Source organism: Microcoleus sp. Z1_B2 (genome assembly GCF_036700325.1).
Lineage (GTDB): Bacteria > Cyanobacteriota > Cyanobacteriia > Cyanobacteriales > Microcoleaceae > Microcoleus.
Window position 1 is genome coordinate 49,526 of record NZ_JAUBOQ010000034.1, and the last position, 21,201, is coordinate 70,726.

At 44.6% G+C, this 21,201-nt stretch carries 13 protein-coding genes; 6 read left to right on the plus strand and 7 right to left on the minus strand.

What is annotated here, in order from left to right; translation table 11 throughout:
* The first annotated feature begins 55 nt into the window (after positions 1-55).
* Positions 56-2,338, plus strand: coding sequence for an AAA family ATPase (locus tag QT984_RS19975; protein ID WP_333209192.1), 2,283 nt, complete (start codon positions 56-58; stop codon positions 2,336-2,338).
* 606 nt (positions 2,339-2,944) lie between these two features.
* On the opposite strand, the gene QT984_RS19980 is transcribed toward QT984_RS19975, so the two are convergent.
* Complete coding sequence (locus QT984_RS19980) at positions 2,945-3,223, minus strand: hypothetical protein (RefSeq protein ID WP_333209194.1); 279 nt, start codon at positions 3,221-3,223, stop codon at positions 2,945-2,947.
* Between the two features lie 445 nt (positions 3,224-3,668).
* Here QT984_RS19980 and lpdA point away from each other — a divergent pair, with 445 nt between their 5' ends.
* On the plus strand, positions 3,669-5,105 hold the full coding sequence (gene lpdA / locus QT984_RS19985) for a dihydrolipoyl dehydrogenase (protein ID WP_333056495.1): 1,437 nt from the start codon (positions 3,669-3,671) through the stop codon (positions 5,103-5,105).
* A 574-nt stretch (positions 5,106-5,679) separates the two neighbouring features.
* Here lpdA and QT984_RS19990 read toward each other — a convergent pair.
* The 4 genes from QT984_RS19990 to QT984_RS20005 form a co-directional block, all read right to left on the minus strand.
* Positions 5,680-7,611: a tetratricopeptide repeat protein gene (locus QT984_RS19990; RefSeq protein WP_333374757.1), complete on the minus strand. Its 1,932-nt coding sequence runs from the start codon at positions 7,609-7,611 to the stop codon at positions 5,680-5,682.
* Positions 7,604-11,797, minus strand: a complete 4,194-nt coding sequence (locus tag QT984_RS19995; protein ID WP_333269858.1) for a tetratricopeptide repeat protein — start codon at positions 11,795-11,797, stop codon at positions 7,604-7,606. Before QT984_RS19995 ends, QT984_RS19990 begins: the two co-directional genes overlap by 8 nt.
* Positions 11,798-11,821: 24 nt before the next feature.
* Positions 11,822-14,653: a tetratricopeptide repeat protein gene (locus tag QT984_RS20000; RefSeq protein ID WP_333374759.1), complete on the minus strand. Its 2,832-nt coding sequence runs from the start codon at positions 14,651-14,653 to the stop codon at positions 11,822-11,824.
* Between the two features lie 278 nt (positions 14,654-14,931).
* The gene (locus QT984_RS20005) at positions 14,932-15,795 is read right to left on the minus strand and encodes a calcium-binding protein (RefSeq protein WP_333056491.1); all 864 of its coding nucleotides are present in this window, start codon (positions 15,793-15,795) and stop codon (positions 14,932-14,934) included.
* Between the two features lie 882 nt (positions 15,796-16,677).
* On the opposite strand from QT984_RS20005, the gene QT984_RS29845 reads away from it, so the two are divergent.
* Positions 16,678-16,845, plus strand: a complete 168-nt coding sequence (locus QT984_RS29845) for a transposase (protein ID WP_445305860.1) — start codon at positions 16,678-16,680, stop codon at positions 16,843-16,845.
* A 319-nt stretch (positions 16,846-17,164) separates the two neighbouring features.
* On the opposite strand, the gene QT984_RS20010 is transcribed toward QT984_RS29845, so the two are convergent.
* Positions 17,165-17,350 (minus strand): hypothetical protein, encoded by a 186-nt coding sequence (locus QT984_RS20010; RefSeq protein WP_333056490.1) that lies wholly within the window; start codon positions 17,348-17,350, stop codon positions 17,165-17,167.
* A 1,549-nt stretch (positions 17,351-18,899) separates the two neighbouring features.
* Between QT984_RS20010 and QT984_RS20015 the strand changes: the two genes are divergently transcribed.
* From QT984_RS20015 to QT984_RS20025, 3 genes are all read left to right on the plus strand, one after another.
* Entirely contained in the window at positions 18,900-19,040 is a 141-nt protein-coding gene (locus QT984_RS20015; RefSeq protein ID WP_333056489.1) for a hypothetical protein, read from the plus strand.
* 132 nt (positions 19,041-19,172) lie between these two features.
* Entirely contained in the window at positions 19,173-19,370 is a 198-nt protein-coding gene (locus QT984_RS20020; protein ID WP_333056488.1) for a hypothetical protein, read from the plus strand.
* Between the two features lie 703 nt (positions 19,371-20,073).
* Positions 20,074-20,274 (plus strand): hypothetical protein, encoded by a 201-nt coding sequence (locus QT984_RS20025; RefSeq protein WP_333056545.1) that lies wholly within the window; start codon positions 20,074-20,076, stop codon positions 20,272-20,274.
* Positions 20,275-20,422: 148 nt separating this feature from the next.
* Here the strand turns inward: QT984_RS20025 and QT984_RS20030 are convergent, their stop codons facing one another.
* Positions 20,423-21,172, minus strand: a complete 750-nt coding sequence (locus QT984_RS20030) for a pentapeptide repeat-containing protein (RefSeq protein WP_333056487.1) — start codon at positions 21,170-21,172, stop codon at positions 20,423-20,425.
* Positions 21,173-21,201 lie beyond the last annotated feature (29 nt).

The following is a 21,201-nucleotide window of genomic DNA, read 5'->3' on the forward strand; positions in this document are numbered from 1 at the left end:
AGTTATCGTTAACACTTAGCAATCTAAAATCTAAAATCTAAAATCTAAAATCGTCATGACTTTATCAGTTGTTAAACGTTATTTAATTGCTTTCGACCAATACAAGTGGGTGGGACTGGCTACTCTCGCGGTGACTGTGGGGGTGTCGGGGGTAGTTGCCATGCAGCCAAAGCCTGCGCCAGTTTACGTTGCAATAGGTACGCTTGCTTACGACAGACCGAGCGTGATTTTTTCATCTACTACTACTAAAATCCAACAGGAAGGACAAGAAATAACTAAAGATATGCTGCTGGATACAAGGGTGGTTGAACCAGCAGCGAAAAAACTCATCAAACCCGAAGGAAAATTAAACAAAGAAGAAGCGGAAAAAGTAGAAGCTTTGGCTAAAAAGCTGGGAAAAGATGTGCAGATAAAAATGCCCAGTAAGAATAATGACCCCAGCGCTTTGATTCAAGTATTGTATAAAAATGCCGATCGCAAAAAAGCAGAAGCGGTAGTAAAGACGCTGATGTACGAAATGGTGGAACACAGCAAAAGTATTAATACTTCTAGACTGCGTGAGACGATCGCCCAAATTAACAAGCGTTTGCCGACAGTAACTCAGGAACTCAGAGAGACGGAAGCAAAACTTGAAGCCTACGAAAAACGAGAAGGAACTTCAATTTTAGCAGCTCAGAGCGGTGCACTGCCGCAAGCGATTACCAGCAGCCAACAGCAGCAGCGGCAACTCCGCGTGCAGTTGGGAGGAATTGAAGCTCAAATTAACAGTTTGCAGGATCGCTTGGGATTGAATGTGGAGCAAGCTTACGTCGCTCAAGCACTCTCTGCCGATCCAATTATTGCCCAACTGCGAGTGCAATTGTTTTCGATCGAATCTCAGCTCAAAATTCTCCGCAGCGACTTGCAGGAGGAACACCCGAAAATTGTGGAATTGCTTAAACAAAAACTTGCTTTTGAGCAGCAGTTGCAGCAGCGGCAGTCTGAGGTACTAGGCGGTAACGGGGTGGCGGCTCCGCTCAGAAGTGCCGATCGAATTCGGGTAGACTCTTCTTTAGATCCGGCTAGACAGCAGTTAGCTCAAACTTTGATTGCTTTGCAAACGCAGCGGGATACGGTGCAACAGCAACTCCAAGGAATCGAGAAAACTGAACAAGAATTGCGTCGGGAACACGCGACAATCCCCAACAAGCAGTTAGAACAAGCGCGGTTAGCCCAGCAAGTGGCGTTCAAAAAAGCTCTCTACGACAAGATGCAGTCGGCTTTGGTAGATGCTGAGGCGGCGGTAGCTGAGACAACGGGGAGTTTGAGAATCGCCCAATTGCCGCAAACTGATGACGTTGAGTCAAACAAGAGAGGTTTGCCCGTGATGCTGGCGGTGGGCGGCTTTGTGGGATTGCTGTTGGGCGGGGGGTTGATATTTTTGTTGGGGATGCTCAACGGCAAGTTTTACAGTTGGGAAGAAGTGCGGGCGGCTTTGGTGGAAAAAGAGGTGCCGATACTGGCAGTTTTGCCTGAAGTGACGGTGTTTGATTCCTACGGCGATGAAATAATGCCGCTCGCCTTGGAGGCAAATTCTCCCTATTTGGAGTTTTACGAGCGGTTGCGTACTAATTTGCGCCGGATCGGGAACAAACCGGTGAAGGTGGTGTTGCTGACTTCGGCGGCGCCTTTGGAGGGGAAAAGTTTTAGTGCTTACAATTTGGCAATTGCATCGGCTCGATCGGGTAAACGGACTTTGCTAATTGAAGCAGATTTGCGATCGGCTTCTAACGTTGAATCTTTGAAAATTGCTGCTGATCCTCTGGCGACTGTGGAACCTTTGCACTATTACGGCAATATTAGCGAGTGCGTCCTTTTGGTTCCAGAGGTAGAGAACCTATACGTTGTGCCGAGTCCCGGCTTTTTGCGGCAAGCCTCCGCCGTACTAGAATCCAGCGAAATGCGGAGATTGTTTGAGGATGTTCGCAACCGCTTTGATTTTGTGGTTGTGGATTCTCCGGCTTTGAGCGAGTGCAACGACGCGCTGACGCTGGAACCGTACACGGATGGTATGATTTTGGTGGCGCGGCCTGGTTACACTTTGTCTAGTATGTTGTCTGAGGCTGCAGATCAGTTGCTGGAATCTGAGGATGACGAGTCGCATAAATCTGGGCCGCGGCTGTTGGGAGCGATTATTAACGGTGCTGATATTCCGGTGAAGTTCCGCAATGATCTTGATATTGATGAATGGGAGTTGCCTGTGAGTGCGATCGGCGATCGGGCGATCGAAGTGCGATCGAGGCAATTACCGCAGCACTCAAAGCCTAAAAATAAGGCTATTAATAGTAAATTTAGATAATTTATCAGGCTTGATTATTGTAAAGCCATCCTCAAGCAAATGTGAATGTTTTGTAGGTGCAACCTAAGCAGGTTAAGCCGAAAGCACCGTTAACAGCCAGTCGATTTTAGATTTGGAATTGATATAAATTCCGGTGGCATTTGGAATGATTAAACCGCAGAGGACACAGAGAACACAGAGTCAGAGAACAGAGAGATGAATCATTTCTATTCTATGAGATTTGAGATTTGAGATTGATATCAATTCTGGTTGCTTTGGAATGATTAAACCGCAGAGGACACAGAGATCACAGAGTCAGAGAGCAGAGAGATGAATGATTCCTATGCTGCCGAATTTGACATTAAAAATTGACTCCACAGATTCATCTGGGAGCGTGAACATTAATCTAAAATTTTTCGCTTGTCAACAGTCAACAGTCAATCGATTTTAGATTTTAGATTTTAGATTTTAGATTTTAGATTGACTTGCGCGAGATAAATGCTCTTTCTTGAGGATTTTAGATTTGAGATTTTGGATTGATTCCACGGATCAATCACGTGGCGGGTACCACCTTTGAAATTCGCTTGTCAACAGTCAACAGTCATTACTTGAAAATGTGTCATCGTCCTATTGATTGGATTCCGGGCGTTTGGAGTGTTTACTCTGGATAAACTGTTCCAAATCGGCGATCGCATCTTCAAAATCCGACAAATTAATTTTCGCAGGTCTAGTCTTCTTCGGCAAACTCGAAGACTGACTCGAAGGTTTAGCCGGAGGCGGTGGAGATTTCGGTTGTGCAGCTTGCGTGCTGTTCGATTCTATAGAATCGAACAATTCATCCAGGGACTCAAAAAATGATTGAGCCGAGGCCCGGCGTAAATCTTTCTGGTCGTCGTCATCCGTCATAAGCCACTCCATAGGGTCTAAAATTTGCCAACAAACTCTGTCCGCCCCGGCGCGTGCAGATATTAGACATGAAAACCGACTAAAACAAGCAGGAGGACAGAATTTAACCGGGCGATGGGAATGCCTGTGGCTGAACTTGCTGCCCCATATAAAACCTGCTGCGGGCATTGTCAGCCTTCAAACTATATTTAACTCTACACCCGCTTACTGAGTGATTTGAGACTTGGTGCAGACCCAGCTCAAAATCATTGACCCTGAAAAAATCTCAGTTAGGGCTCTTTCGTTGTCTAATTAACCCTAGTCTAGTCGAGAATAAGGAGACAGGACTTATGCAACTATTACCGCTGTTCAAGGGTTGCGATGGCAACGCGCCACCCCGAAAGGACGGAAATACGGTGTTTTTTGCTTGAGTCCTAAGATTTCAAAGGCATTAGGAGATTTTAAGGTGACTCAGGGATTTGATTACGATTTAGCAATTATCGGCGCTGGCGTGGGCGGACACGGGGCTGCCATACACGCGGTTAGCTGCGGGCTGAAAGTGGCAATTATCGAAGCAGGGGACATGGGGGGGACTTGCGTCAACCGGGGCTGCATTCCCTCGAAGGCGCTGTTGGCGGCTTCCGGGCGGGTGCGAGATTTGCGGAATGCCCACCACCTAAAGACTTTGGGTATTCAATTGGGCAGTGTGGATTTCGATCGCGGGGCGATCGCCAATCACGCTAATACTATTGTTAGCAAACTTCGTGGCGACTTGACTAACAGCCTCAAACGTTTGAACGTCGATGTCATCCAAGGTTGGGGCAAAATTGCCAGTGCTCAAAAAATTACCGTCGAAACCGATAAAGGCGAGAAAACTATTACCGCCAAGGATATTATTCTCGCTCCCGGTTCGGTTCCCTTCGTCCCCCCTGGGATAGAAATTGATGGCAAAACTGTATTTACCAGCGATGATGCTGTCAGGTTGGAATCGCTACCGAAGTGGATTGCAATTATTGGTAGCGGCTATATCGGTTTGGAGTTTTCGGATATTTACACGGCCCTGGGCTGCGAAATTACGATGATTGAAGCTTTAGACCAATTGATGCCGACTTTTGACCCGGATATTGCTAAGTTGGCAGAACGAGTGTTAATTGCACCCCGCGATATTGAAACAAAAGTGGGTGTTTTGGCGAAGAAGATTACTCCTGGTTCGCCGGTAATTATTGAATTAGCTGATTTCAAAACTAAGGAAGTTGTCGAAGTTTTGGAAGTTGATGCTTGTTTGGTAGCAACTGGTCGGGTTCCTGTGAGTAAGAATTTGGGGTTAGAAACTGTTGGCGTGGAAACGATGCGCGGTTATATCCCAGTTAACGATAAGATGCAGGTTTTGGCGGCGGGAGAACCGGTGCAAAATTTGTGGGCGATCGGCGATGTTAATGGCAAGATGATGTTAGCGCATTCTGCGTCTGCTCAGGGAATTGCTGCAGTGGAAAATATTTGCGATCGTGCCCGCGAAGTTGACTATTTGAGTATCCCGGCGGCGGCGTTTACTCACCCGGAAATTAGCTATGTGGGGATGACTGAACCTGCGGCGAAGGAGTTAGGAAAAACTGAAGGGTTTGAGGTCGGTTCTGTCAAGAGTTATTTTAAGGGAAATTCTAAGGCTATTGCGGAGGGTGAAACTGACGGTATGGCTAAGGTGATTTACCGGAAAGATACTGGGGAGTTGTTGGGAGTTCACATTTTCGGTTTGCACGCTGCGGATTTGATTCAGGAGGCGGCAAATGCGATCGCCCAGCGCGATTCTGTTAATACTTTAGCATTCCGAGTTCACACTCACCCGACGCTTTCGGAAGTGCTTGATGAGGCGTTTAAACGGGCGGCTGGAGCGGGTAGTCATTAATTTGTAGGGGCAGTTTTATTGTTTTAAATCCCCGGCTTCTTGAAGAAGTCGGGGATTTAAGTATTCTGTTTTAGGGCGGTGGTAGAGCAAGTTAAAGGAGATGAAAGTGCTCGCAATTGCATCTTTTAGCATTCTCGCTTAACAGGCTTTCCTGCCTGTTCCACAAAGAGTAAGTTTTTTTGTGGGGAGTAGGGTTTGGGCTTTAATTCTTTAATTCCTTGTATATTCAGAAGCTCTGTTAGAACTTTAGTACCTTTTTTGTGGTGATGACTATAATTCCTCCCCCAAACTAAGAGTGACTATTTATAGTTAACAATCAAACTCGCTTAAATGTCAAGCCTGAGAAGGACTTGATTGGCATTTTGACATATTTGTTCAATTGATTTTACTGATTTAACTATTGATTTAGCATAGTAAGGAATGAGAATTAAATAACTTCCACTCTTGAAAGTGGGATGGGCGTCCCGCCCGTCCTTTTTGGAATTGCGGGACGCCCATCCCACAATAACAATTAAAATTGTAAGTTATTTAATTCGCGATCTTAAGTAACGAAGAAGCTAATTTTAGCTCAACTTTATTCCCAATCAAACTGCCTCCCAAAATATTGCTCTAATTCCTGATTGTAAGGTCGGAAATAATCGCTCAACCTGTCGCGAACCGATCGATCGATCGGCTGGTAAGAACCGGGATTAGCATTTTGGTATTGAGACAATTGATATTCCGGCAAATCTAAGAATTCTAAAACTTGCTTGACGGTTGTCGCCGCACCTGCATAAAAATCTTCGCTTTTCAAAATTAACAACTGTTCTTGGGGAAAGAAAGTCCGCCAGTTTTTGATAAATTCTATGTACCTACCGCGAGCTAAATAATTCCCCGGTTCCTCGCCGATGATGTATTCTGGATTTTGATTCAACCGTTCAATTTCATCGCTAATTACTCGATCGAGCGATCGCGCTTCCCAATTTAAGTCAGTCAAGCGGTAGAATTGAGAAATCGCCCGATCGACCGGATTTCGCAAAAGTACAATCAGCTTAGCCTCTGGAAACGCGGTGTAGAGACGTTCCGGTGCTTCCCGATAGTCAAAATAGCTCGGACTTGCTTCGCCCGTCAAAAATTCCTCTCCCGAAGGCATTGGGGGAAAATGAGCCAAATACCAATCAATCCCTCTGTCAAAGTGCCACGAAAAAAAATCCATCTCCTTTTTAATCGGAGTCAAAATTTGCGGGTGTTGAGCTAAATAAGTATACAGAGAAGTCGTCCCGCACCGCTGAGAACCAATAATTATAAAGTTAGGAACTTTAACGGCTTTTAAGTTCCAATTTTGTGGAACAAGCATCTTGCCTGTATCTGCTTGTGGAACAGGCATCTTGCCTGTCTCTGCTTGTGGAACAAGCATCTTGCCTGTATCTGCTTGTGGAACAAGCATCTTGCCTGTATCTGATTGTGGAACAGGCATCTTGCCTGTTCTCTTACTGATAATAGATGCAAAACTTTGTTTAAAACTAACAGTTTGATAACAGCTAATCGCCTCGGCAATTTTACCTTGCCTCGTCAAAACTTCCCCCAAATTCAGATAAGGCCAAAAAGCCTCCGGTTTAGCTGCAACAACTTCGCGACACAAATTTTCAACTTCATCTAACTTGTTTTGCCTAACAAAAACTTCCCATAAATTGTAATAAAACCACCAAGGAAGATCGGGATTTATTTCTATTGCTTGGAAAAATGCCGCCGCCGCTTCCTCCCAATATTTTTGGTGGCTCAGAACAGCACCTAAATTATAATAAGACCAGCAATCATCTGGTTTTTGGGCGACAGTTGCGCGAGATGACGCTAATGCGCGATCGCACTTTTCTTGCTGCTGCAACAACTCCTCCAATTCCGCTGACAGACTTGCACAAATAGGCAATTTTGTCAAGAGCATTTGGTAAAAAATAATTGCGCTTTTTGGGCGATCGTACTTGGCTAAATTCTCTCCTAACTGCAAATAAAACTCCCAATTTTCCGGTGTAATTTGCAATTGATATTGTTCTAAAACCAACTTTAAATCCGACTCAGTTTGTCTGAGAGCATATCCCAACTTCTCGTAACTTCCCGGCAAATCTCCGTCAATTTCAATAGCTTTTAAATACGTAGCGATAGCTTCATCCCACTGTTTGAGTTTAGTTAAAGCGTCGCCTAAATTGCAAAAAGACCAAGCAAAATCAGATTTGAGTGCAATCTCGCAGCGGTAAGCAACAGCAGCTTCTTCCCATTGCCTAAGTTTCAGCAAAGCATCGCCCAAATTGTGATAAGACCAGGAAAAATATGGATTTAACTCAACAGCTTTTTTGTAAGCAGCGACAGCTTCCTCCCATTTTTCAAGTTTCAGCAAAACATCGCCCAAACTGTGATAAGACCAAGAAAAATTAGGATTTAATTCAATAGCTTTTTTGTAAGCAGCAACAGCCTCATCAAACCGACCGCTTTCTTGCAGGGAATTACCCAAATTGTGGTAGTTATTATCCATGCAAAACTCCTGCAAGACTCAGTAATTTTTCCAGCGAGTTCAAATCCACCCGCATATCTTTATGTCCCGGACATTTCTGAATTTTGTCATCCACCAATTCGCCAAGTAAATAGTAATGTTCCAGGCTGCACAAATTGCTAATCATCCAATAACAATGCGGCACGTAAAGGGGAGAAAAAAGCTCAATTACCTTGGTTCCCGGACTGCAAAAAACTAGATTAGTCAACCCCCCTCCGTGAGGTGCGATAACTACTTTAGCAGCAGCTAAACATGATGCTTGTTCCCCTACCGACATCGTTTCTAACTTGACACTGCGAAACCCAATTTTTTCTAAGTATTTAATTACCTCTTCCTCGTTGACGAGTCGCCGATAAGATGCTTGTTTACGGGTGATATAAATTCGCTCTGAATAGTCTGTGTTTAGTGGCTGTTTTTCATTTAAAAATGTCTGTTTTAGATATTCACACTTCCATTTTGAAACTGCCCCAGATCCGTCATAAGATATTGAAGGAACTATTAATTTATCAGCGGTAATGTGTAAATTGCAGCGACTTTCTAAAATTTTAGCTTGAGGAATTCCTAAAATCTCTAAAGTTTCTGCTTGATAGGAAGAATCCGAGGCATTGACAACAAACTTATCTATAGTTTCTATCAATCCGCTCCGCTGCAAAAGGTCAAATCGCGTAATCACATCAAACATCCAATGAAAATAAGCGGCTCCACCCCAGCGAGCAGATAAAAAAGCCACATTTCCATCGACGTGTTCAGCGGGAGGCAATTTGTCGGAAGTGATTACCAATTCAGCACAACCCATTGAAATATCAGTAACAAGTTTATTGTTTGAAGTAATCACGGCGGTAGTCACCACATCTGCCCAAGCTCGTCCGTTTGGCAATACGGCAACAAAAGCTTTTCTGGAATGACTTTGATGCTCCCAAAATCTGTGGCTGCTGTCGATTGTTTTGGAATCAGATAAATTAATTTGACTCGCAGGATGGATGTCAATGCAGGTGAGGTGCGGATTCGATTCTGCTGCAACGATCAAATCTTCTGTAAACCCACAGTATTTTTTGAGAATTCTTAAGGGTAAGATTTGATTGCTGTATTCTCCCCGCTCGCTCTCATCGACTTCTCCTTTTTGTTCCAGAGCATAACCTATGTTATCGTAAACTTCAAACAAATCGGGTTTAATTTGCAGGGCTTGAACTAAATTAGCGATTGCAGGTTCCCACTGCTGTTTAGCCATTAAACTCAAACCCAATCCTTCGTAACACCAACAGGATTTTGGATCGAGATTGATACCTTTTTCGTAAATTGCGATCGCCCTTTCCAATTCCCCTTGATTCCGCAGTGCATCACCCAACTTTTTGTACAGCCAACTATGATCGGATTCTAGCTCAATAGCACCACCAAAAGCCACTGCTGCTTCGGGCCAATTTTCTTGGAATTCCAGAACTTCCCCCAAACAATTGTACAACCAACAATCATCGGGATTTAATTCAATAGCTTTGCGGTAAGCCGCCGCCGCTTCTTCCCAGTTTTCCAATGCAATCAAAGCCTTACCTAATCTGTCGTAAGACCAACAAAAATCGGGATTGAGTTCCACTAACTTGCGGTAAGCAAGGGCAGCTTCTCCCCAATTTTCCAGTGCAACCAAAGCCTTACCTAATCTGTCGTAAGACCAACAAAAATCGGGATTTAGTTCAACTAACTTGCGGTAAGCAACAGCAGCTTCCTCCCACTCAGAAAGCTCCATCAGCACATCGCCTAAATTGTTGTAAGTCCAACAAAAATTGGGATTTAACTCAATAGCTTTGCGGTAAGCAGCAGCGGCTTCCTCGTGTTCCTCAATCGCCTGCAAAGTTTCCCCCAAAAAGTGGTAAGACCAACTAAAATTAGGGTTGAGTGCGATCGCCCGTTGGTAAGCTGCCCTAGCTTCGTCAAACAGTTCTTTCTCTTGCAGAGCTTTACCCAACTTGTGGTAAGTTAAGTAGTTGCCCGACTTAATTTTAATAGCTGTTTGATAGCGGGCGATCGCCTCATCCAAATAACCCGCATTTGCCGCAATATCCCCCAACTTTTCCCAACCAAGAGACAACAAAGTTTGCTCGGCGCCCAAACTTTGATTGCCGATTTTTTGGACAATCAGTTGATAGCCTTTGTGTACTACTTCTAACTGACTTCCAAACATCTCCAAAAAAACATCTATCCCAATTTTAGTATCTTGCTCCGGGCTGTCGGGAAACGTAAACTCGTAATCATCAAAAATCATCAAGCCCCCAACTTTCACCAACCTCCAAGATAAAATCGCATCTTGCAGAGCACTTGTGGGTTTGTGACAGCCGTCAATGTAAGCAACATCGTAATATTCCGAATTTAAATTCACTAACAAATCTTGAGAGTAACCTTCTAATTCAATTACCCGATCGGCTGCTCCCGTTTTAACAATATTGCCCTTAAAATGTTGTTGAAAATACAAATCAATACAAGTAATCTTTGCCGTCGGATGAGTTAAAATATTATCCAGCAGCCAGCAAGCCGACATTCCCTGAAAACTGCCGATTTCCACAACTTGAAAATCCGTAATCCCGGTAAATTCCTGCAAATGCCGTTTCCAAATAGGAATATTGTGGGTAAACCAATCTTGGGTAAATTGATAATCTTTCGCCGCACACTCAGGCCAACTCCTCAATTCTGCCGCTTTTTGGTGGCAAATAATTGCTTCTTCCAATTCCCCTAATTGGGGTAAAATATTTCCTAAATCGTTGTAAGGGTTAGAATTGCTCGGATCGATTTCTATTTGGCGACGGTAAGTGGCAATTTGTGCGTATAACTCATGTTGTTTCGCCCGAACCTCCTGGAGTTTTGCAACAACTTCCGCAGCATTGGGTTCAATCTTCAGTGCCATGCTATAAAATACGATCGCACCTTCCAACAGCTTTTGTTTCGCTAAAATATTGCCTAAATTTATATAAAACTCTGCTCCATCTAACTCAATTCCCAGCAATTTGTGGTAAATTTTCCCGCTGGCAAGTACCTCGATACCTTGACAATAAGTTGCGATTGTGCTGTCTAAACCCGATTCGCTGCGCTTCCGCAAAACATATCCCAACCTCTGATTGATTCCCGTCAAATTCGGCTCAATCTGAACCGCGTGCAGGTAAGCAGCCACAGCTTGATCCCAGGATTGTTCACTGGTTAATGCAATTCCCAAATTGACATAAAACCAAGGAATATTGGGATTTAATTCAATAGCTTTGCGGTAGCAAATAATAGCTTCTGGCCACAGTTGTTTTTGAGCCAAAGCTTCCCCTAAACAATTGTATGCCCAGTAGGAATTATCATTAATTTCAAGAGCCTGACGGTAACATTTAATAGCTTCATCCAACTCGCGCTTCTGCACCAAAACATTACCTAAACCCACGTAAGCACGAGCATAATTTGGATTGAGTTCGATGCTTTTGCGGTAACAGGCGATCGCCCGATCTAATTCTCCTCGCTCCGCCCAAGTCTTACCCAAACTGTGGTAAGATTCAAACGAATTTGGATTGATGGCAATGGCTTGTCGGTAATTGGCGATCGCCTCATCCCACCGTTTTTGGCCAATCAGCATTTCCCCCAAATTGTGATAAGCTGTTGCCAGTTGCGGGTTTAACTTAATTGCCCGCGAATAACACTCCATAGCGCGATCGAACTTTCCCAATTCAACCAAACTATTTCCCAGAGTGACGTGCTCCTCAGCAGTTGCCCAATTCGGCTCAATATTAAAAGCTTGATACCAACAGTCTGCCGCCTCTTCTCGCTTCTCCAACTGCGTCCAAATTCTCGCCAACTGCCGATAAACAGCAGCAAAATTCGGCGCTAGCGAAATCGCTTTTTCACAATTGGCGATCGCCTTTTCCCACTGTTTCCCCTGAGAATACAAAATGCCGAGATTAGCATAAACTTCCGGCAAATTTGGATTGCGATCGATCGCCGCTTCATACCACTGCTTAGCTTGCTCGATTTCACCTCGAACCTGCATCACCTTTCCCAGCGTCTGACAAGCTGCCGCCAAATTCGGTTCAATTTTCAACGCTGACTCGCAAGCAGCAACTGCCTCATTTAACCTTCCTTCGGCTAAATAAACTTCTGCTTGCCGACTCAAATCAACCGCTGCCTTTTCCATCTTCTCAATCGAGGGCATAATTAAACTTGCTCCAGACACCAACTAACTCAAACCCACCACCTCAACCATCCTTTTCAGCGAACTCAAGTTCACTAAAATATCCTCAGTCAGCGAATTCTGATACATCAACTGTCTAATAGGATAGCATTCAAAAGCCTCGCCCGTTAAAAAGTAATGTTCCAACTGCAAATATTGACTGATTCCCCAGTAATAATGGCTGATATAGTGAGGCGACACCAACTCAATTACTTTAGTTCCCTTGCCACAAAAAATTGTATTTGTCAATCCGCTGCCGTGGGCTGCAACTATTACCTCAGCGTGGGAAAAATGAGCAATTTGCTCTGCCAAAGACATCGACTCAGGAAAAATTGAAACAAAGCCAAAGTTCTCCAAAACCTCAACCACATCTTCCTCGTTCAAAACTCGTCGATATCTTGCTTTGCTGCGGCTGATGTAAATGCGTTTGGGATAGCTCGAACTAGGTATAATTTCCTTGAGAAACTCGCGCCTCAAAAAATCCATCGCCCACCCAGAAGGCCAGCCCAAATATCCCGCAAAAGACGGCACAATCAACTCGGTTGCTTGAATGTGAGGCACGCGATCGCTCTCCAAGACTTTCTCTTCTGGAATGCCCAGAATTCTTAGACTTTCCCGCTGAAATTGGTGCTGACAACTATTCACCAAAAACCAATCAATCTCCGCCAAATCCCTACCGCTGTGCCGCAGCAATTCTATCCGTGGCAAAACATCAACCATCCAGTGAAAATAGACATTTCCAGACAAACCCGAAAGCACCGCCACGCTACCGTCAATTTGCTTTAAACCTGGAAAGGATTCTAACTGAAAAACGCTGTGTTTCCTCACATCATGCTTTTCGCATCCCGGCAAAAATCCCGGATAATCTCTCGACACATCAGCCAACAAATAATTGTCAGGAGTAATTACAGCGATCGCCTTGCAAATCAGCCAATAATTTTCCTGCGGCACAATCCAAACTCGCCCGTTGGGAATTGCCGCCACAAAAGTCTTGGGCGACTCCACAGGTAGCGGTTGCGAGTTGGACAAACGGCAAATTCCCCAACCCAAATGCACCGGATCGAACCACTTAGAAAGTCGCTGCAAACACAGCCCGCAAGTTAACCCCGCACAATCGGAATTTGCCAATTGGGAATTGGATCTCGCAAATTGGGAATTCGGAATATTTTCTGCACTTGCTTCGGGTGCAGGTTGCCAAAATATTTCCACATAATTGTCAGCCTCCAACTTAGCATTAACCAGCCAATCCCAACTCGATAAATAAATACCGTCAGGAGGTTTGATAGAAGTGCTATCTGGCAAGATAAAACTCAGTTTTTTCCACTCTTTCTGCTCCCCATACCCGTGCAATTGCAACTCTAAAACTTTTTGATAATAATCGAGCGCCCGTTCCCAGCGCCCCTGTTTTTCCAGCAGTTTTGCCAACTCAAAATAAACCTGCGGTAAAGCAGGTTGAATCGTCAAAGCCATGCGGTAAACGGCAATTGCTGCAATGAACCGCTTTTGCTGGGCTAAGGAATTTCCCACCCGCCAGTAAATCTCTGCATTTTGTGGCTGAATTTGCAAAGCTTTTTGATAATAAGCGGTGGCAGATTCATGCCCGCCGTACTCTGTTAAAGCATTTCCTAAATGCAAGTAAATTTCGGCTAAATTATCGCAAATTTCAGCAACAGGTAATTCGCAAGCTGCACTTGACAAATATCTAGCCACACCATCTTTTTTATTTACTTTTAAATCTGTTAAATCCGTGACATCCGTGACATCCGTGACATCCGTGACATCCGCTACAAAATCCGTTGCCGAACTTCCCATCAATGCTGTGAGAAATCGATCGCACGCAGCGATCGCCCTGGACAATTCATCATCTTCTACCGCCGCAACTCTGCGCCTGTCTCCTAAGCGGCAGTAGGCTTCAACAAAATCAGGCTTCAGAGCTATTGCCCGCTCAAAATAAGGCATGGCTTCAGCAATTTTGCCCAAAACCATCAAAGAAAACCCGGCGTCTGTATAGCCTGAAATATAGTCGGAATTGAGCTCGATCGCGCGATCGAAACAAGCAAGCGCCGCCGAATGTTCCCCCTGCAATTGCCACGCTTTCCCCAGATTGTAGTGAGCCAAAACCATGTCCGGCTCCAACTCAATAGCTGTGAGGTAAGATGCGATCGCCCTATCGGGATTTTTGTCCAGCAAGGCTTGACCCAAATTATTGTGCAGCGTCGCCCAATCCGGCTTAATCTCGATCGCCCGCTGGTAAACCTCGATCGCCTCAGCAGCCCGATCGTCCTTGAGCAAAATCACACCCAGATTGCTGTAAGCTTCCACGTAATCCGGCTTTAGAGCGATCGCCTGTCGGTAGGTATCCATTGCCGCTTCGAGCTGACTATTTTCACCTAAAACCACAGCCAGATTGTATAAAGCATCGAGATAATCCGGTTTTTGGGCGATCGCCTTTCGGTAACAGTCGATCGCCCCCAACAAATTACCCTGCTTGTGAAAAATATTTCCCAAGTTATAATGAACTTGGGCCCAATCTGGTTTCAAATCCAGAGCTTGTCGGTAGTGAAAAACCGCCTCATCCAGCCACGCATAGTCGCTGTAAAGTTGACCCAAATAAGCATGAGCCAGAAAAAACTGGGGCGAAATCTCCAAAGCTTGCACAAAAGCGTCTCTTGCCGCCGTCGGATCGCCTTGAGCTTCGAGAATTTCCCCTAAAGTCGTGTAAGCCGAGGGCGAAAACGGTTGAAGTTCGATCGCCTTGTTGCAAAACTCGATCGCCTCAGTTAACTTCCCCCGGTTCAAATAAATTTGGGCTTGCCGGATATATTCTTCAGTGCTCATTGCTAGCGGTGCAGTTGCGGTTTCTTTACCGCTTCAGTAAAACCTAGAAATTCTAATTTAAAAACTTTCTATTTATATTTTGCCCGATCGGGCGATCGGTTAATTTTATCAATAACTGTCGATCGATTTTTTTTAACTGCCCCTGCTTCAGTTCCTGCATTGAAGATTTCAACCTCACCCCGCTTGTAGCAGAGTGAGGTTGAAATCCTTTAAAACTACCGGCTTTGTGAGAACAGCCCCGAATCTTATCCGGTGCTGCCCCACAACTGCCAGTTGTTTTAGAACAACTCGAAGTTGTTCGAGGTAATAGTCAGGCCAGGCTGCAATTGAGCAACAGTTAGCACTCCGCTGGCGCCGTTGAAGAACAACTTACCGCTTGTTGGGTCGTAGACCAACTTGTTCGTCGTGGCTGTTCCTGGAGTAGCTTCGTTGAAATTAGAAACGACGACAAACTCGCTTGCCTCGAAGCTGCTGCCCAAGCCAGCGAACACACCGCCCTGTTTCAAGCGGATCTTATCTTCGCCTGGGGTAAAGTCAGTGATCGTGTCTACGCCGAAATCGCCACCAGCACTCGCGAAGTAGAACGTATCGCTGCCAGCACCGCCGATCAGGACATCGCTGCCTCTGTCGCCAGAGATCAAGTCATTGCCAGCGCCACCATCGACAGTATCGTTTTCTTTACCGCCGTAGAGAGTGTCGTTGCCATCGCCACCGCTGACAAGATCGTTGCCTTGGCCACCAAAGACTGTATCGCTGCCACTTCCGCCAAGTACAGTGTCGTTGCCTCTGTCGCCAGAAACCAAGTCGTTGCCATCGCCACCGTCTACCAGGTCATTCCCTTTACCGCCAAAGATTAAGTCATCGCCGCTAACGCCAGCGACCACATCGTTGCCGCTGCCTGAAATGACGGTATCGTTGCCGTCGCCGCCGCCGACACTATCATTGTTGCCACCCGATATAATCAGGTCGTTGCCAGTGCCACCAGCGATGACATCAGCGGCCTCAAAAGTCAGAATGATATCGCTGCCGGGGCTGCCGTTCAACCTGTTAGCGCCTACGGGGGTGCCAATAATGGTTGAGCCACCGCCACCGACACCGCCTGGTTGTGTAGTTGGTGTTGTTGGATTTGTTACCTGTGTCATTTACACTCCTCCTAAAAGATCAATCATTTTTCTACAATACACTTTTCCCTCCAAAGGGATTCAATAAATGAAACCGGACATCGGTTGAGACCCTAATTGACCCGGCTGCTATAAGCTGTCATGTAATTTAAATTGTCAGCAGCGAGCCTGGGAGCGCGAGTTGAATCCTGTATTCGTTGAGCAGCAAATCTCGGTTGTTTCCTGCTTTTGACTCTCGACTCCACCACTGCCTCCTCTAACACGAAAATATTCCACTTAAACGTTTGCGAGTTTACCATAATGACCATCGATATGGCTAGTCATTATTAAAACAATACCCGGAAGATACACAGAGACCATTTTTAATGGAAGTATGCTCTCAAGATTGAGAAGTTGCACCGGGCCCGCGGGCACTGTCATCGCCGGAGAGTTCGATCGCCCGCAATGAGGCTGGAACTGAGCTGCGATTTTTTTAAGTACACTGTACTTGACCAGACTTTTGATTTTCGCCAATAGTTCCCCAGAAATCAAAAGTTTGTAACTCGCTTTGAAAGCAAGCCCACGCACGCTGGAGGCCGGATTCAATCAAAAGTGGCTCCCAATACAGTCCCGGACGAACTTTTGAGCCTCATCGCCTTGATGTTTCCAGCCAAATCCCTCACGCTCAATATAGAATTTTGGCTAAAAACCCAGTTTTTCAACCCCCATCCGTCATTTCAACCACGATCCGCATCCATCCGCACAATCAGACAATGTAGCGCGATCGTCTTTTGGTCAAAAGTTGGGATCAACGGTGGGCCGGTAGATTTGTGAGGGTAATGTCACTAGATTTTAGATTTTAGATTTTAGATTTTAGATTTAGTCCACAGATGAATCTGGGAACTGGAACTAGGATATAAATTTTTGGGCTGCTGGCGAATCCTGCCCCAGTTATGGGTTGGCGCAATTGTAGTTATGGATAATTTTCCTGTTCATAATGCTGAAGCAGCAAATTTTTTGATGGCATCTATCGAAGCCAATGTAAAATTCTTACCTCCATACTCGCCGGATTTATCTCCCATCGAGCTGTAGTGGGCAAAAATCAAAGCGATTTTCCCTTCAGAAGCATATCCACCTTCAAATGTTCTTGATGAAGCGATTACTAAAGCTATTGAGGCTCTTACTGATGAAAATGCTTTGCCATCCTTTCATCACTGTGGTCTCTTTTGAGAACAAATTAAATAGTTAATTTTTGCGGTACATTCGATGGCTAATACCTGTGAGTGAAAATATTAAGTTTTTAGCAAAAAACTTTTTACTAATTGTTGTTAAATTCGAGCCGCTCATTAACGATTAGCCAATTCCCCGAAATTTGAGCCGGCAGTCATTCAGAGAAAATCTCTACTTATTCCTAGCGGTGTGCTTCTAGTTGCGCTGGTGAGGCGTTATAATTGCTCTGGCTGTCGTACTTGTAGATGTGAGCGTGAGAGTCACTCTCGAAAATATAATTGATGGAAGTAGCTCCATAGTATGCCAGCGCTAGCAGCGACAATAGATGAAGAACTCTATAAATTGGTTTCTCAGATACTTCGTTCATTTTGACTCCTACTTTTTATGCAAATAACTAATTTGGATACCGTGACGGCACTTTTTTTTTGAAGTTCCCAAACATCTCGTACTTCCAAAAATTTAGCTGGCTCGCGTTATACACTCCTGATGCCCGATCGCCAAAAATAAGTCGTACTTGAGACTTGAAACAGTTTTGGTTGCCTATTTCATATTGCAGTCTCTGCCTTGAATTGTCTATCTAACTGCGGTAAGAGTTAGGGATTTTGGGCGCAAACGAACTCTACAATTTCCTGTTTAGAGCTGCTACGATTTGAATAAAGGGAGCCCGAAAAGCTTAAATGGCAAAGAGTCTAGCTGTTTTTCCACGCCTAGCCAGGATTTTCCCACCTTCGATTAATGGTACGCAGTGGCCGGAAGTAATGAAAATTCTTAAGTTGGTCAGTGGCCGACTAAAATATGTCTGAAGTTATATTTTTGCAAGCAACAGGCCATGTTAAATTACATATTAATTTTGAGCTTGGTTGAGGTGGCAGATAATTTTTGAGTAAAAAAATTTTGCGGTCGTTGTTCGACAATGTGAGTCTGACAATTTTGCCGGAACAATTTTAACTGAAAGCATCCAGGATACCCGCCACGTGATTCATTCCGAAAGCAGACTCAGTACCCAGAAATAAAAAACCTGTATCCGATAAAGGAACCCCCGAATTTATCTCGCGCAAGTCAAGGCTTCAATTCTAAAATCTAAAATCTAAAATCTAAAATCTAAAATCGCGCAATCGATTGACTGAGCCGCACCGTTAATTCACGATGTGACAGAAGAAAATTAGGCATCAGTCAATTGGAGACTTTGGCGTGATACGTGGGCTAGGGCGTGCGTCAATCTCGCTTAGTTCAACGATTGGAGATTTGAGATTTATGCCACAGATGAATCGGAGAGCTTGAACAAGATCCTAAAATTTAGGGCAGCAGCCGACTCCTGTCGGAAACTTGTATCCGTTTTTGGGCTGGATCAAAAAGCAGAAGGCAGAATTTGATAGCGGTAAAAAAATACTGTTTTAGGATTCAGAATTTTTATTTGATTCTACCTTCTAGCTGCATTTTTTTAGTATGAAACAAGATAAATTACTCGCTGCCAAAAGCGATGCACGCCGAATAATTTAGGAAGAGATAAGCGAGTGTGTTGAAGCCAGTTACTTCCAAAAGTTATTATAATTTTTGCTCGCATTGAGCTGTTTGTACAACAGACTTTTTGCTAGTAATTTGCAAAAGGGATAGGGGCAGAACAACAGGCCAAAACAGAGGGCCGATTATTAAGGCTATCCAAGATATCACGTCTTTTTTAGATGTCGCAGTATCATTCCAAAAACTTTTGAACCAAACAAGAAAAACGATTAAGGCAATAGAAAAGTAGCTAATCATTATCATTTTTTGACCTCCCTGTCTATAGATGGGATAGAAGTATTTATAATTATTGTATCTCAGGCGGTGGCTCGCCGATCGCAACTTTATGCCCTGAGCCACAAGCTGCAAGTGTCTTAAACCAAAAGTTTCACAGCTATGCAAGTCCATAGCCTGCAATGTTGAGCGGAATTACTCCTGCTGCGCGGCGGTATTGGCAACTCAAAGCCTTGCGTTCAGGGCTTTTCGAGGTTTTGTCAAACCTGGAGGCTACCACCCCAATCATAGCTTATGCGATCGAGGTATTGGGTTTGCTGTGATTTAAATCACGTATACTGGTAGACTTCGGTCACAAATCGAGCCAAGAACGATCGCACAGCTTAGCCGACTGCAATCACCCTACTCTTTTGTCAAATGCTCGATATTATAATAGTCGAGTTCAACGAGATTTCATGCAAGCTCTGACTTTAAAATCCGATCGGGCGATCGCTGAACTGTTCTATCAAGTCACCAATTCAGGCAATCTGACTCGCACTCAAAGCCACGGATTGCGCGAACTCTGCCAAAGCGCTCTCAGCGAAGATGCCAGAGATGCAGTCAACCGCCTGCTGCACGCCATCCGCCGCGGATGGGTCAGGATTTCCGATTAGTCTCCTCACACAAAAAGTTGAGATGAGTATTTTTACTTTCTCTCCTGTCAAGCTTTGCCAACAATAAGATTGAAGTGAGTAGGTCGATCCATTAACCCTCTCCAAAAAAAAATTGTAGTGCGATCGAAAAGCTCGAACCGGTTTCTTGAAGAAGCCGGGATTTTTGATTTGAAGCAGCCAGTCGATTTTAGATTTTAGATTTTAGATTTTAGATTGACTTCACATATGAATCTGGGAGCTTGAACTAGAGCTTAAAATTTTGGATCGATGGCCACTCCTGTCGGAAACTTGTATCTGTCTTTGGGCGGGTTATTAAGTATATCCACGGAACAAAGACCACACCAAGAAACTAGGTAAATGTAGGTAAAAGCGGGTTCCTAAACAGGCTAAAAGTTGTACCTTCAATTAAGCCCTGCGATTTAGCTAGCAGTCATTAGTAATCTCTTAATAGATAAATCTTAATTTATTTGTCACCGTTTCTTAACCAAAAGTAGAGATTTCGGAGTTGCCAAAAGCGAGAAATCGGGACGGGGTTTGTGTTTACAGTGCCAGGGCTATCGAGGAAATATCCGATCCCCAAGTCCGGCTGACACAAATCACTCATCAAGAGCCAATCGATCACATTTACTCCCGTAGTTGAATCACATAAATTTTGGAAAAATTAGTTAATACTGTCAAAAGTGAGTTCAAAAAAAAACACATGATGACAACCCAAACGCTGTTACCTCAATTTACTATTGCAGAGCTAGTCTTTCAGGTATATCACTCCGGTCTGCTGACTCCCACTCACCGACAACAGCTCAAGACAGCGCTGTTAAATGACTGTCTTACCGAAGAAGATCAAACAGCCATCAACCGCTTGCTCCACGCAGTTCGCCGGGGCTGGCTGAAAGTTGTAGATTAAACTCGGTGCTAAATTTTTTGCCACTACTCTTTAAATGCACTGTCACTTGAAGGCAGAATTAAATCCCCTTAAAAAAATTAGGCATTAGCCTAAATGTAGGGTGCGCCATAGGCACCCTGCCGTTTTAACTTCTATTTTCTCAGCTTATTTAGTCACAGATTGTGCCGTCAGGCATCATGGCCTCTCTCAGATTCGCTTCATCCAAATTAGTCCCACGCAAAGAAGCTTGATGCAAGTTTGCTCCCCGGAGATTTGCTCCCTTAAGGGAAACTCCGCTCAAATCTGCTTGATGGAGATTTGCACAGCTCAAGTTAGCTCCACTCAAATCGGCTCCCTTCAAATCAGCTTTTTCCAGATTTGCTTCCGTCAAATTAGCCCAACTCAGATTTGCTTGAGTTAGGTTAGCACGGCTGAGGTCAGCTTGTGTTAAGTTTGCATCGGTTAAATTTGCTTTGCTCAGGTTGATTCCGCAAAGCTTTACTTCTGTCAAGTTGGCACCTTGCAAGTTAGCGTTAACTGCATAAACTTGAATCAAAATTGCCCCCTGAAGGTTTGCATCTCTCATGTCTGCACCCCTGAGACTCGCCCCCGTTAAATCGGCTCCACTGAAGACGACACTCCGCAAGATGGCTCCGCTCAAGTTCGCTCCCACCGCCTCGCATTCGCCAAAATTAGCGGACATGAGGTTGGCTTGGGAGAGGTTGGCTTGACTGATATCTGCTTGATACAGATTAGCTCTGTATAGGGTGAGACCGATCGAATTTGCACCTTTTAAATTAGCGTGACTCAGGTCAATATCGCGCAAATTTGTCCTTGACATATTGGCACCGCTCAGGTCTACTTTGTGAAAAACCCGTTCTCCGGCTGCATACCGTCTGAGAAGTTCATCTGCATCCATGTCATTTTCCCCAAAATATTTAATAATAC